Origin of the sequence: Streptomyces sp. NPDC050535 (assembly GCF_044457665.1) — a bacterium.
GTDB lineage: Bacteria > Actinomycetota > Actinomycetes > Streptomycetales > Streptomycetaceae > Streptomyces.
Genome location: NZ_JBITHE010000007.1, coordinates 206127 through 220017, shown reverse-complemented (window position 1 = coordinate 220017; position 13891 = coordinate 206127). Strand labels below are relative to the sequence as shown.

12 protein-coding genes and 1 riboswitch are annotated in these 13891 nt (G+C 69.8%); of the genes, 9 read left to right on the top strand and 3 right to left on the bottom strand.

Annotated elements, in window-relative coordinates:
- From sigR to ACIBLC_RS18440, 8 genes are all read left to right on the top strand, one after another.
- Positions 1-693 (top strand): RNA polymerase sigma factor SigR, encoded by a 693-nt coding sequence (gene sigR, locus ACIBLC_RS18475; protein ID WP_365443425.1) that lies wholly within the window; start codon positions 1-3, stop codon positions 691-693.
- Positions 690-992, top strand: a complete 303-nt coding sequence (gene rsrA / locus ACIBLC_RS18470) for a mycothiol system anti-sigma-R factor (protein WP_383681741.1) — start codon at positions 690-692, stop codon at positions 990-992. The genes sigR and rsrA overlap by 4 nt, the downstream gene beginning before the upstream one ends.
- A 154-nt stretch (positions 993-1146) precedes the next feature.
- Positions 1147-2538, top strand: a complete 1392-nt coding sequence (locus tag ACIBLC_RS18465; protein WP_399212020.1) for an HD-GYP domain-containing protein — start codon at positions 1147-1149, stop codon at positions 2536-2538.
- 187 nt (positions 2539-2725) lie between these two features.
- Entirely contained in the window at positions 2726-3982 is a 1257-nt protein-coding gene (locus ACIBLC_RS18460; RefSeq protein ID WP_399212200.1) for an HD-GYP domain-containing protein, read from the top strand.
- 165 nt (positions 3983-4147) lie between these two features.
- On the top strand, positions 4148-5128 hold the full coding sequence (locus ACIBLC_RS18455; RefSeq protein ID WP_081219330.1) for a hypothetical protein: 981 nt from the start codon (positions 4148-4150) through the stop codon (positions 5126-5128).
- A gap of 92 nt (positions 5129-5220) precedes the next feature.
- On the top strand, positions 5221-5871 hold the full coding sequence (def, locus tag ACIBLC_RS18450) for a peptide deformylase (protein WP_399212019.1): 651 nt from the start codon (positions 5221-5223) through the stop codon (positions 5869-5871).
- Positions 5872-6254: 383 nt separating this feature from the next.
- The gene (gene cyc1 / locus ACIBLC_RS18445; protein WP_399212018.1) at positions 6255-7340 is read left to right on the top strand and encodes an epi-isozizaene synthase; all 1086 of its coding nucleotides are present in this window, start codon (positions 6255-6257) and stop codon (positions 7338-7340) included.
- Positions 7337-8707 carry a cytochrome P450 gene (locus ACIBLC_RS18440; protein ID WP_399212017.1) on the top strand — a complete coding sequence of 457 codons (1371 nt, stop codon included), beginning with the start codon at positions 7337-7339 and terminating at the stop codon, positions 8705-8707. The genes cyc1 and ACIBLC_RS18440 overlap by 4 nt, the downstream gene beginning before the upstream one ends.
- 24 nt (positions 8708-8731) lie before the next feature.
- On the opposite strand, the gene ACIBLC_RS18435 is transcribed toward ACIBLC_RS18440, so the two are convergent.
- Positions 8732-9697, bottom strand: a complete 966-nt coding sequence (locus ACIBLC_RS18435) for a GlxA family transcriptional regulator (protein ID WP_399212015.1) — start codon at positions 9695-9697, stop codon at positions 8732-8734.
- 94 nt (positions 9698-9791) lie between these two features.
- On the opposite strand from ACIBLC_RS18435, the gene ACIBLC_RS18430 reads away from it, so the two are divergent.
- The gene (locus ACIBLC_RS18430; protein WP_399212014.1) at positions 9792-9986 is read left to right on the top strand and encodes a hypothetical protein; all 195 of its coding nucleotides are present in this window, start codon (positions 9792-9794) and stop codon (positions 9984-9986) included.
- A gap of 69 nt (positions 9987-10055) precedes the next feature.
- On the opposite strand, the gene ACIBLC_RS18425 is transcribed toward ACIBLC_RS18430, so the two are convergent.
- Positions 10056-11012 carry a ribonucleotide-diphosphate reductase subunit beta gene (locus tag ACIBLC_RS18425; RefSeq protein ID WP_399212199.1) on the bottom strand — a complete coding sequence of 319 codons (957 nt, stop codon included), beginning with the start codon at positions 11010-11012 and terminating at the stop codon, positions 10056-10058.
- A 68-nt stretch (positions 11013-11080) separates the two neighbouring features.
- Positions 11081-13468, bottom strand: a complete 2388-nt coding sequence (locus ACIBLC_RS18420; protein ID WP_399212013.1) for a ribonucleoside-diphosphate reductase subunit alpha — start codon at positions 13466-13468, stop codon at positions 11081-11083.
- A gap of 134 nt (positions 13469-13602) precedes the next feature.
- A riboswitch (cobalamin riboswitch) is annotated at positions 13603-13738 on the bottom strand.
- Between the last annotated feature and the right edge of the window lie 153 nt (positions 13739-13891).

Sequence of the window (13891 nt, the reverse complement as noted above, 5' to 3'; positions counted from 1 at the left end):
GTGGGTCCGGTCACTGGGACCGACGCAGGGACCGAACATGGCCAGGCGGACCAGCCCGAGGGCCAGGGCACGAGCGACGCGACCACGGAATCGTCCACGGAGCGCAGCGCGCGCTTCGAGCGGGACGCGCTCGAATTCCTCGACCAGATGTACTCGGCCGCGCTGCGCATGACGCGCAATCCGGCCGACGCCGAGGACCTGGTGCAGGAGACGTACGCGAAGGCGTACGCGTCCTTCCACCAGTTCCGCGAAGGCACCAATCTCAAGGCATGGCTCTACCGCATCCTCACCAACACCTTCATCAACTCGTACCGCAAGAAGCAGCGTGAGCCCCAGCGCAGCGCGGCCGAGGAGATCGAGGACTGGCAGCTCGCGCGCGCCGAGTCGCACATGTCGACCGGTCTGCGCTCCGCGGAGTCGCAGGCGCTCGACCACCTGCCCGACTCGGACGTCAAGTCGGCGCTGCAGGCGATCCCGGAGGAATTCCGGATCGCCGTCTATCTCGCGGACGTAGAGGGCTTTGCGTACAAGGAGATCGCCGACATCATGGGGACACCCATCGGCACGGTGATGTCCCGACTGCACCGCGGCCGCCGTCAACTGCGCGGCATGCTCGAGGACTACGCGCGTGACCGCGGGCTGGTTCCGGCCGGTGCCGGAGAGTCGAACGAAGCGAAAGGCTCGGGCTCATGAGCTGCGGAGAGCCGCACGAGACGGACTGCAGTGAGGTACTCGACCATCTCTACGAGTTCCTCGACCACGAGATGCCGGACGCGGACTGCACCAAGTTCGAGGTCCACTTCGAGGAGTGCTCGCCGTGCCTGGAGAAGTACGGGCTCGAGCAGGCCGTGAAGAAGCTCGTCAAGCGGTGCTGCGGTCAGGACGACGTGCCGACCGATCTGCGCGCCAAGGTCATGGGGCGGATCGATCTGATCCGCTCGGGGCAGACCGTGCCCGAGCATGACGTGGCCACCGCGCCCCAGGAGTCCTGAGCCGCCGGCCCGGGCGCGTTCCCGGGGGCCCGTCCGTCACCCGTACGTGCTAATCCGTGGGCTCTGAGCCCACGGATTGGGCCGTTCGGGGTCCCCCGGTCTTTCCCGCCGCCCTAGGCTCCGGAGTCCTGGAGTCGGGGGAGGGGACGAGGAGATGCGGTCGGTGCCGGCGTGGGCCCGGGTGTACGTGGCCTGTGTCGTTCTCGGCGCCGTGGCCGTTCTCGCTCCGCTGCCGACCGTCCGGGTCGCCTGGTGGATCGTCGCACTGCTGGCTGTGCTGTACGCCGGGTGCGAGCGCATCACGCTCCCGCGTGGCCCCAGGGCCTCGGGCACCCCGGGTCACGACGTCCCCAAAGGGATGGGCACCTTCCTCCCCGTGCTGCTGGCCGGGGCCTTTCTGCTGCCGCCCCCGGCCGCCGCGCTCGTCGTGCTGCCGGGGGCGCTGCTCGCCCGGGTCGAGCACCGGCCGCGGTGGCTGCGCCGGGTCTGGCGGGCGGCCCAGCTGGTCGTCGCGATCTGGGCGGCCTCCCGGGTGCACTGGGCGCTGGGCGGCCGGGACGCCGTGGTCGCGCCCGACTTCCCGTACGCGCTCGTGCCCGCCGGGGCCGCCGTGCTGACCTTCTGCCTGGTGCAGACCGTCCTCGACGGCGGCGTGCTCGCGCTGGCCGAGCGGGTGCCGGTGCGGGGCGCCTGGCGCGGGCTCTTCCCGCGCTCGCTGGCGCCCGTCGCCGTGCACGGGCTCGCGGGGCTGATGATGGCGGTGCTGTGGCGCAGCCCGTACGGGCCCGTCGCCGCGCTGCTCGTGCTGTTGCCGATGTACGTCTCCTGCTGGGTGTTCGCCCAGTACCACCGGGAACGGGCCGCCCACCAGGCCACCATCCGCGCGCTCGTCCAGGCCGTCGACATCAAGGACGGGTACACCCGCGGGCACAGCGAGCGGGTCGGGCAGGCCTCGATGATGATCGCGCGGGAGCTCGGCATGGACGACGAGCGCGCCGAGGTGCTGCGGTTCGCCGGGATCCTGCACGACGTGGGGAAGCTGGGGGTTCCCACGCGGCTGCTCCGGAAGGACGGGCCGCTGACCCCCGAGGAGCGCCGGGTCATCGAGCTGCATCCCGAGTACGGGCACGAGATGGTGCGGGGGATCGGCTTCCTGGGGGAGGCCCGGTCGGCGATTCTGCACCACCACGAGCGGCTGGACGGGAGCGGGTATCCGTACGGGCTGGTGGGGGCGCAGATCCCGGAGTTCGCCCGGGTGGTGGCCGTCGCCGACGCGTTCGACGCGATGACGTCCACCCGGTCCTACCGTCGGGCCCGGCCGGTGCCGGCGGCGCTGGAGGAGCTCGAGCGGTGTGCGGGGGCGCAGTTCGACCCCGGGATGGTGGACGCGTTGGCGCGGGCGCTGGACCGGTACGGGTGGCATCCGGCCGTCACCGCCGATACCGGTACGCCGTTTCGCGCCGGGGTTCGCCCGCCCGCCGCGCCACCCGTTTCCGGACGGCCGGCAGCGCACCCGACGAACATCGGGGGGCGGGGGAGCGGGTGAGCGCCGTCGGTGCGGGTCTTGAGGGGCGCTTCGCGCGCGACGTCGGGGGACGGTTCGCCGGAGGGCGGCGGGCCGACGGCCTCGCCCCAGGCCTCGCCCGGAGTCGGTTCGCCGGATCCCTCCCCCCGGGTGCCTCGCCGCACCCCCTCCGGTGGAGGGCGCCGTGAGCTCGTCGTACTCCGCGTTCGTGGTCGGGGCGCTCGGGGAGGCCACCGGCTCGCTCGCCGGGTTCGCCCGTGCCGCCGCCGCCCTGCTCGGCGTGTTCGCCCTCTCCTCGGTTCTCTGGACCGGTCTCGACGACCGGGGCACCGCGCTCGCCTTCGGCATCCTCGTCGTCATGGGTGAGCTCACCCGCTGGAGCGGCGCCGAGGAACGGGAGTCCGCTCCGCTCGGGGCCGCGGGAGCGCTGTCGTACGCGCTGCTCGGCGAGAACGCCGGGCAGGCGACGCATCACGGGGTGCTCCAGGTCGTCGCCGTGGTCACGGCGGCCGCGCTGCTGGGGTGTGTGCCCCATGTGGCCAGGGGCACCGAGCCGTGCGCCGACCACCTCACGCGGCGGATCCTCACCGTCGGGTTCGCGGCCGTCTGCTTCCAACCCCTCTACAACCGGGGGGAGTTCCTGGAGTGGGGCGGCCCCGCCTACGCCCTGTTGCTGGTCGCGCTGCTGGTGCTCACCGCACTGTGCGACGCCGTGCTCGCCGCCGCGATGGCGCGTTCGCGGACCCGGTGGCCGTTCGGGCCGCTGCTGCGGGACGAGTTGCGGGCCATGCCCGGGATCGGGTCCGCGGTGTGCGCGACGGGCGCCGTGATGGCGCTCGCCGTCGCGGTGGTCGGGCTCTGGGCGCTGCCCCTGTTCTCGCTGCCGCTGCTGCTCACCCAGCTCTCCTTCCGGCGGTATGCCGCCGTGCGGGTCACCTACCGGCAGACCATCACCTCACTGGCCCGCGCGACCGAGATCGCGGGCTGCACACCGGCCGGGCACGCCCGCCGCGTGGCCGTCCTCAGCCGTGCCGTCGGGCGGGAGCTGGGGCTTTCGGAGCCCGACCTGACCGTGTTGGAGTACGCCGCACTGATGCACGACATCGGACAGCTCAGCCTTGTCGACCCGGTTCCGGCCGGGGCCACCGCCGTACTCCCCGCGGAGGAACAACGCCGGATAGCGCTGCTCGGCGGCGCCGTCGTAAGGCAGACCGGAGTCGACACGGAGGTGGCGGTGGTGGTGGAGCGGCAGGCCGACCCGTACCGGGAGCAGCCGGTCACCGCACGGATTGTGCGGGCCGTGAACGCATACGAGGAGATGGCCAGGGAAGCAGGGCCCACGGGCCCGCTCTCCGCACTGGAGAAGCTGCGCCTGGGCACCGCCCGCGACTATCAGCCCGAGGTCGTGGAGTCGCTGGCCAGAGTGCTGTCGCGGGGTGGCCTTAGCCTGCCCCAGGCTGGGTAACCCATGGGTAATGAGCGGCCGTCCGACGGTACGTGGTTGGATGCGAGGAAGAGGGTGTTCGGGGGTATGGGCCAGCCCGGGGCTGCGTTGTCCTCCGAGGACTCTTCAGGGAACTTTTCAAGGGACCGGCAGGCGGGAATCGCAAGGAACTGGCAGGCGGGAATCGTGAGGATCTTCGGCAAGGGACGACACCGGCCCTCCGCCTCATGGCGGCAGGCCACCGACCGCGCGTTCACGCTGATCGGCGACGGACGGTACGAGGACGCGGGCGCGCTGCTGACGCGCGCCGCGGACCTGGAGCCGTGGCTGTCCGAGTCCTGGTTCAACCTGGCGCTGCTGCACAAGTTCCGGCACGACTGGGAGCAGGCGCGGGCGGCGGGACTCAGGGCCGTGGCCCTCCTCGACCGGGAGACGGGCGCACCCGACTGGTGGAACGTGGGCATCGCGGCGACCGCGCTCCAGGACTGGCCGCTCGCGCGGCGCGCCTGGCAGGCGTACGGACTGCGGGTGCCCGGCGGCGCCGCCGTCTCAGGGGAGCCGGTCGGCATGGACCTCGGCAGCGCGGCCGTACGGCTGTCTCCCGAGGGCGAGGCCGAGGTCGTCTGGGGGCGGCGGCTGGACCCCGCCCGCATCGAGGTGCTGTCCATTCCGCTGCCGTCCTCCGGGCGGCGCTGGGGTGAGGTCGTGCTGCACGACGGGGTGCCGCACGGCGAGCGGACGACCGCCGCCGGGCACTCCTACCCGGTGTTCGACGAGATCGAGCTGTGGGCGCCGTCGCCCGTCCCCACCTGGGTGGTCCTGCTCGAAGCGGCCACCGAGGACGACCGGGACGCGCTGGAGCAGCTCGCCGCCGATGCCGGCTTCGCCGCCGAGGACTGGTCGTCCTCCGTACGGCTGCTGTGCCGGATGTGCTCCGAGTCGCGCATGCCGTCCGACGAGGGCGACGGCGAGCACCTCGACCCGCACGACCACAGTGAGCCGGGCCATCCGGGGCCGCTGGGTCATCGCACCGACGGACAGCTGTGGGTGCCCGAGCGCGAGTGCGGTCTTGCCGCGCCCGCCTCGCTGGTGCGCGGACTGCTCGACGGGTGGGTCGCCGACAGCCCGGACAGCCGGGACTGGCGGGATCTGGAAGAGGTCTGCTGACCCGCTCGCCGGCGACTGCAGGGGAGGCACCCGTCCGCTCCCCGTAGGCTGTACCCGCAGATTTCAGGGATTCAGGAAGGCATACGTCGGTCATGGCGCAGCAGGACACCGATCAGCAGCACGCGGGCGTGCTCCCCGTGGACGACGAGGGCTTCGTCATCGACACCGAGGACGGCGAGGAGCGCGAGGGCGCCTACCGCGAGCGCGGCACCTCGCGGCCGATCACCGTCGTCGGGAACCCCGTGCTGCACAAGGAGTGCGAGGACGTCACCGACTTCGGCGACGAACTGGCGCAGTTGGTCGCCGACATGTTCGCCAGCCAGCACACCGCCGAGGGCGTGGGCCTGGCCGCCAACCAGATCGGCGTCGACCTGAAGGTCTTCGTGTACGACTGCCCCGACGACGACGGCAAGCGGCACACCGGCGTGGTCTGCAACCCCGTGCTCGTCGAACTGCCCGCCGAGCAGCGCCGCCTGGACGACAGCAACGAGGGCTGCCTCTCCGTGCCGACCGCGTACGCGCCGCTCGCCCGCCCCGACTACGCCGAGGTCACCGGGCAGGACGAGCGAGGCAACGCCATCAAGCTGCGCGGCACCGGTTACTTCGCGCGCTGCCTCCAGCACGAGACGGACCACCTGTACGGATACCTCTACATCGACCGGCTCTCCAAGCGTGAGCGCAAGGACGCGCTGCGGCAGATGGCCGAGAACGAGCCCCGCTACCCGATCGTGGCCAACGACTGAGCGCTCGTCGCCGAACGCCTGAGCAGCCGTGACGTGCTGCCGAGGCGTCCCTGTGAACGACTGAGACAGAAAATGACAGTTGGTGCTCGCGATCTCCAGTGAGCCACCATCGTGGGTCCCCTTGTGCGACGCCTGGTCAGGAACTCCCTGACCAGGCGTCGTTCGTATGTGCGTCGCACGTTCGATCCCTTGTGCTCATCCAGTGATCCAGAATCAGTCACACAAGGGGAGATTCTCGGCATCATGGGGTAGTGAGTGGAGCAAATCCGTTCCCAGAACGGTCAGTTGTGGTGCTGAATAGGAAGTGCGGGGATACGCAACGGCGCACGCCCGGTACAGCGGGAGGGGCGTGGCGCCAGCAGGCGGCTGAGAGGGGTTTGTTCGTGCATGCTTTCTCACGGAGCACTTCATCGACACCAACAGTGGTCGCGGTCCCACCGGCGCTCTCTCTCCCGGTGATCGAGGCCGAGTTTCCCCGTCAACTCCACCCGTATTGGCCCAGGCTCCAGGAGAACACCAGGGTCTGGCTCCTCGAAAAGCGGCTGATGCCGCCCGACAAGGTCGAGGAATATGCCGACGGCCTTTGCTATACGGATCTGATGGCGGGCTACTACATAGGCGCCCCCGATGAGGTCATGCAGGCGATAGCGGACTACAGCGCGTGGTTCTTCGTCTGGGACGACCGCCACGACCGCGATGTGATCCATGGCCGGCCGGGCGCCTGGCGGAGGCTGCGGTTCCAGTTGCATGCGGCCCTCGACTCACCCAGGAAACACCTGCACCACGAGGATCCCCTGGTCGCGGCGTTCGCGGACAGCATGGTGCGGCTGTACTCGTTCCTCGGCAAGGAGTGGAACGAGCGGTTCGCACTCCACTTCCACGCGGTGATCGAGGCGTACGACCGCGAGTTCCACAACCGCACCGCCGGCACGGTCCCAACGGTCGAGGAATACCTCGAACTCCGTCGACTGACATTTGCGCACTGGATCTGGACCGACCTTCTCGAACCCAGCGCGGGGCGTGAACTCCCGGTCTCGGTCCGCAATCACCCGGCCTATCGGAGGGCTGCTCTGCTCAGCCAGGAATTCGCCGCCTGGTACAACGACCTGTGTTCGCTCCCCAAGGAAATCGCGGGTGATGAGTTCCACAATCTCGGAATCAGCCTCATTCATCACGAGGGGCTGACCATCGAAGAGGCCGTGACGGAAGTCCGGCGGCGCGTCGAAGAATGCATCAGTGAATTCTCGATCGCCGAAAAGGACGCATTACGGCTCGCGGGAACTCTCGCGGACGGGACAGTGCAGGGAAAGGAAACGAGCGTCGCCCTGAAAGCGTGCCTGGGCAATATGCGGAACTGGTTCAGCTCCGTGTACTGGTTCCACCACGAGTCCGGCCGTTACATGGTCGACAGCTGGGACGACCGCTCGACACCCCCGTACGTCAACAACGAAGCGGCAGGTGAGAAATGACCGTCGAGTCCGTGCGACCTGACGTTCCTCAGACGCTGGAGCCGTCCACCCCGCCCCTCGCGGGCGGCGGTGTGCCCGGCCTCGGCCACGGCTGGAAACTCGTCCGCGACCCGCTGGCCTTCCTGGCCCAGCTCCGCGACCACGGCGACGTCGTCCGGCTGAAGCTCGGCCCCAAGACGGTGTACGCGGTCACCAGCCCCGAGCTCACCGGTGCGCTGGCGCTGAACCCCGACTACCAGATCGGCGGCCCGCTGTGGGAGTCCCTCGAAGGCCTCCTCGGCAAGAAGGGTGTCGCCACCGCCAACGGGCCGCAGCACCGGCGCCAGCGGCGGACGATCCAGCCCGCGTTCCGGCTCGACATCATCCCCGAGTACGGGCCGATCATGGAGGAGGAGGCGCGGGCGTTCGCGGCGCGCTGGGAGTCCGGAAGGGCGGTCGACTGCACGTCGGAGTCGTTCCGCGTCGCCGTCCGGATCGCGGCCCGCTGCCTGCTCCGCGGCCAGTTCATGGACGAGCGGGCCGAGCGGCTGAGCATCGCGCTCGCCACCGTCTTCCGCGGCATGTACCGGCGCATGGTCATACCGGCCGGACCGCTCTATCGGCTGCCGCTGCCGGCCATCCGTAAATTCGACCGTGCATTGGCTGATTTGCACGCACTTGTCGATGAGATCATCGACGAGCGTCGTGCATCTGGTCAAAAGCCGGACGATTTGCTGACAGCATTGCTGGAAGCGAAGGACGACAACGGCGACCCCATCGACGAACAGGAGATCCACGACCAAGTCGTCGCGATACTCACTCCTGGCAGCGAAACCATCGCGTCCACGGTCATGTGGCTGCTGCAGGTGCTCACTCAGTATCCGGAAGAGGCGCAGCGGATCAGTGAGGAGGTCGAATCCGTCGCGGGCGGCCGACCGGTGGCATTCGGCGATGTCCGAAAGCTGTCGCACACGAACAATGTCGTCGTCGAAGCGATGCGTTTGCGTCCCGCGGTCTGGATATTGACGCGGCGGGCGGTGACCGAAACCGAGCTGGGCGGCTATCGCATTCCAGCCGGTGCCGACATCGTCTACAGCCCGTACGCCGTCCAGCGCGACCCGCGGTCGTACGAACGGCACCTCGATTTCGACCCCGACCGGTGGCTTCCGGACAGGTCCAAAGCCCTGCCGAAGTACGCGATGCGTCCCTTCAGCGTGGGTAACCGGAAGTGCCCGAGCGACCACTTCTCGATGGCCCAGCTGACCCTGATCACGGCGACGATCGCCTCCAGGTGGCGCTTCGAGCAGGTGTCCGGATCCAACGACGCGACGCGCGTCGGCATCACGCTGCGGCCGAACCGGCTGCGGCTGAAGGCCGTTCCGCGCTGACCCCGCGTCCGTACCGGTGCGCGTTCAGGCAGCCTGCGGGCCCCTGAACGTGCGCCGGTACGCCTGCGGGGTCGTCCCCAGACTCCGGACGAACTGGTGGCGCAGCGCCGCCGCGTTGCCGAACCCGGTACGGCCCGCTACGGCGTCCATCGTCTCGTCCGTCGCCTCCAGCAACTCCTGTGCCAGCAGCACCCGTTGGCGCAGTATCCAGCGGTAGGGCGTGGTACCCGTCTCCTGCTGGAAGCGGCGAGCGAAGGTGCGCGGCGACATGTGGGCGCGGGCCGCGAGCTGATCGACGGTCACCTCCTCGTCGAGGTTGCGCTCCATCCACACCAGCACCTCGCCCACCGTGTCGCACTCGGCGCGCGGCAGGGGCCGCTCGACGTACTGGGCCTGGCCGCCGTCGCGGTGCGGCGGTACCACCATGCGCCGCGCGATGGCGTTGGCGACCTCCGGCCCGTGTTCCTTGCGCACGATGTGCAGACAGGCGTCGATACCGGCCGCGGTGCCGGCCGAGGTGATCACCGGGTCCGCGTCCACGTACAACACGTCCGGCTCGACGATGGCGCGCGGATACTGCCGGGCGAGCAGCTCGGCATGGTGCCAGTGCACGGCGCAGCGCCGCCCGTCCAGCAGCCCGGCCGCGCCTAGCACGAAGGCGCCGGAGCAGACGCTGAGCACCCGGGCGCCGCGGTCCACCGTCCGGCGCAGCGCTTCGAGCAGCTCGGGCGGGTAGTCGCGCACGGCGTAGGCGCTCCCGGCCGGTACGACGACCAGGTCCGCCTCGTCGAGGCGGTCCAGGCCGTACGGGGTGGAGACCGTGAATCCGGGGACATGGGTGGTGAGCGTCGGGCCCTCGGCCGAGACGACCGCGAAGTCGTACACGGGCAGGCCCTCGTCGCCGCGGTCGAGTCCGAACACCTCGCAGACGACGCCGAGTTCGAAGGGGTGTACGCCGTCGAGCAGGGGAACGGCCACGTTCTTCAGCATGTCCGCCAGTGTGCCTCAGAAGTGGCAGTAATTCGAGGGGGTACGGCAGTCCTGCCACTGACCTCGGCGGGCGATCGGCGCGACAGTAGAGGACATGAACGCACTCACAGACACTCTGACCGTCCTTGGAACCCTCCTGATTCTGGCCCTCCCGGCGCTGGTCGGATACGCCCACGAGTGGCGCGTCGACCGGCAGCTCCGGGCGGCGGCCGCGCACCTGTCCGGCCAGGCCTCGGCCGACCGGAGCCGGCGCGGTCTCACCGCGCACGATGTCGCGCGTGCGGCGTGATGGCGACGGAAAAGGGCGACCGCCCCCGGCCTCACGGCCCGGGGGCGGTCGCTGTGTGAGCGGCGGTCCCTAGAAGTCCTCGTCCAGATCGACGGTGCCTTCCACCGCCACCTGGTACGCGGAGGAGCGGCGCTCGAAGAAGTTGGTCAGCTCCTGGACGCCCTGGAGCTCCATGAACGAGAACGGGTTCTCCGAGCCGTACACCGGAGCGAAGCCCAGCCGCTGGAGCCGCTGGTCGGCCACGCACTCCAGGTACTGGCGCATCGAGTCGGTGTTCATCCCCGGCAGACCCTCACCGCACAGGTCGCGCCCGAACTGCAGCTCCGCCTCGACGGCCTCCCGCAGCATGTCGGTGACCTCCCGCTGAAGCTGGTCGTCGAAGAGTTCCGGCTCCTCCTTGCGGACGGTGTCGACCACCTCGAAGGCGAAGGACATGTGCATCGTCTCGTCGCGGAACACCCAGTTGGTGCCGGTCGCCAGACCGTGCAGGAGACCCCGGCTGCGGAACCAGTAGACGTAGGCGAAGGCGCCGTAGAAGAAGAGCCCCTCGATGCACGCGGCGAAGCAGATCAGGTTGAGCAGGAAGCGGCGGCGGTCGGCCTTGCTCTCCAGGCGGTCCAGCTTCTCGACCTCGTTGATCCACTTGAAGCAGAACTCCGCCTTCTCGCGGATCGAGGGGATGTTCTCCACCGCGTCGAAGGCGGCGGCGCGGTCCTCCGGGTCGGGCAGATAGGTGTCCAGCAACGTCAGATAGAACTGGACGTGGACCGCTTCCTCGAAGAGCTGACGGCTCAGGTACAGCCGCGCCTCGGGGGAGTTGATGTGCTTGTAGAGGGTCAGCACCAGGTTGTTCGCCACGATCGAGTCGCCCGTCGCGAAGAACGCGACCAGACGGCCGATCATGTGCTGCTCGCCCTCCGACAGCTTCGCGAGGTCGGAGACGTCCGAGTGGAGGTCGACCTCCTCGACACTCCAGGTGTTCTTGATGGCGTCCCGGTAGCGCTCGTAGAAGTCCGGGTAGCGCATCGGACGCAGGGTGAGTTCGAAGCCCGGGTCGAGCAGGTTCTTGACGGGCACGGTCTTCTGGGGGGTGCTCACTGGCAGGCCTCGCAGGAATCGGGGTTCTCGAGAGAACAGGCGACGGCGTCCTCATCAGGGGTCGCCTGCACGGGAATCGGGGTCTGCGCCTGTGCCGCGCGGGCGATACGGGTCGCCGGGCGGGAGCGCAGGTAGTACGTCGTCTTCAGGCCCGACTTCCAGGCGTACGCGTACATCGAGGAGAGCTTGCCGATGGTCGGCGTCTCCAGGAAGAGGTTCAGGGACTGGGCCTGGTCCAGGAACGGGGTGCGGGCGGCGGCCATGTCGATCAGGCCGCGCTGCGGGATCTCCCAGGCCGTGCGGTACAGGTCGCGGACGTCCTGCGGCACCCAGGTGAAGCCCTGCACCGAACCGCTGGACTCGCGCAGCGCCTCCCGGGTCTGCGCGTCCCACACGCCGAGCTTCTTCAACTCGGCGACCAGGTAGGAGTTGACCTGGAGGAACTCGCCGGAGAGCGTCTCGCGCTTGAACAGGTTCGACACCTGCGGCTCGATGCACTCGTAGACGCCCGCGATGGAGGCGATCGTGGCGGTGGGCGCGATGGCCAGCAGCAGCGAGTTGCGCATGCCGGTCCCGGCGATACGTTCCCGCAGGGCCGCCCAGCGCTCCGGCCAGTTCAGCTCGGTGTCGTAGTGGTCGGGGTGCAGCACGCCCCGGGCGGTCCTGGTACGGGACCAGGCGGGGAGCGGGCCGTTGCGCTCGGCGAGGTCCGCGGAGGCCTCGTACGCGGCGAGCATGACGCGCTCCGCGATACGGGTGGAGAGCGCCTTGGCCTCCGGCGAGTCGAAGGGCAGGCGCAGCTTGAAGAAGACGTCCTGGAGGCCCATCGCGCCGAGGCCGACCGGGCGCCACCTGGCGTTCGACCTGCCCGCCTGCTCGGTCGGGTAGAAGTTGATGTCCACGACGCGGTCGAGGAAGGTGACGGCGGTGTGCACCGTCTCGTCGAGCCGGTCCCAGTCGATGTCCCCGGTCGCCGTGTCGACAAAGGCACCCAGGTTCACCGAACCCAGGTTGCAGACCGCCGTCTCCCCGTCGTCCGTGACCTCCAGGATCTCGGTGCACAGGTTCGAGGAGTGGACGGTGTGGCCCGGCTCCGCAGTCTGGTTGGCGGTGCGGTTGGCGGCGTCCTTGAAGGTCATCCAGCCGTTGCCGGTCTGCGCGAGGGTGCGCATCATGCGGCCGTACAGGTCCCGGGCGGGAATCGTTTTCCTTGCGAGGCCTTGGGCTTCCGCCTTGCGGTACGCCGCGTCGAACTCGTCGCCCCACAGGTCGACCAGGTCCGGTACGTCGGACGGGGAGAAGAGGGACCAGAGGGCGTTCTCGTTCACCCGGCGCATGAACTCGTCCGGGATCCAGTGCGCGAGGTTCAGGTTGTGCGTACGCCGGGCGTCCTCGCCGGTGTTGTCGCGCAGCTCCAGGAACTCCTCGATGTCGGAGTGCCAGGTCTCCAGGTAGACCGCGGCCGCGCCCTTGCGCCGGCCGCCCTGGTTCACGGCGGCGACCGAGGCGTCGAGGGTCTTCAGGAACGGGACGATGCCGTTGGAGTGGCCGTTCGTGCCGCGGATCAGTGAACCGCGGGAGCGGATGCGGGAGTACGACAGGCCGATGCCGCCCGCGTGCTTCGAGAGGCGCGCGACCTGGTGGTAGCGGTCGTAGATGGAGTCCAGCTCGTCCAGCGGGGAGTCGAGGAGGTAGCAGGACGACATCTGGGGGTGGCGCGTACCGGAGTTGAAGAGGGTGGGGGAGGAGGGCAGGTAGTCGAGGCGGCTCATCAGCCGGTAGAGGGCCGCGACTTCGTCCAGGGCTCGGGTCGTGTCGTCCTCCGCCAGGCCCGACGCCACGCGCAGCATGAAGTGCTGGGGCGTCTCGATGACCCCGCGGGTGATCGGGTGGCGGAGGAGGTAGCGGCTGTGCAGGGTGCGCAGGCCGAAGTAGCCGAAGCGGTCGTCCGCGCGCTCGGCCGAGGACGCCTCGATTAGTGCGTTCAGGCGCGTGGCGTGCAGGCGGGCGAACTCCGCGGTGCGGTCCGCGATCAGGCCCTCGCGGTGGCCGACGGCTACCGAGTCGGAGAAGGAGCGCACGCCCTGGGAGGCGGCCTCGGCCGCGATGCTGATCGTCAGCAGGCGGGCGGCCAGCCGGGAGTAGACGGGGTCCTCGGAGATCAGGCCTGCCGCGGACTCGGTGGCCAGCTCGCGCAACTCCGCGTCGTCCGCCCGGGTGGACCGGCCGCGCAGTGCGGCGGCGGCGACCCGGCCGGGGTCGGCGCCGGGGAGGTCGGCGGTCAGGTCGGTCAGGGTCCGCAGCAGTGCGGCACCGGGGCCGTCCGTCTCGGCCGGCTGCTGCTGTGTAGGAGCTGAGGCCGGATCGACTGGCGCGATGGTCACGTGGGGCTCTCCCTCGCTCGGCACGGGGCCTTGGGGAGGGCGGCGGGGCACACGAGCGCGCGCTTTCTGGCAGCGGTACGCCGCGTCCACCGGCCCATTCCGCGAGGCCCGGACGTCATGTCGCCCGGGCCGGCTGGCCTGGGCGTGCTGTCGGCAGGTCCTCGGACTCGACGTGTGCGTGAACGAACGCGCACAGGTACACCGTTGCGGGACAGTTCCGGATTCGCACCGGATTCCCCTGCGGCGACAACGAGCATGAGCATACATCTTGTGTCGGGGCGCGGTGGTACCCCTACATGTTGTGTCGTGCTGGCTTCGGGAGACCCGTTGTGGGTCGGGGCCGTACCGGAGCATCCGTCCTCGGTCTGGCGCGGAATCGGTTGGCCAAGAAGGGGGCGGCGTTGACGCGCCAGCCGCTGCGGG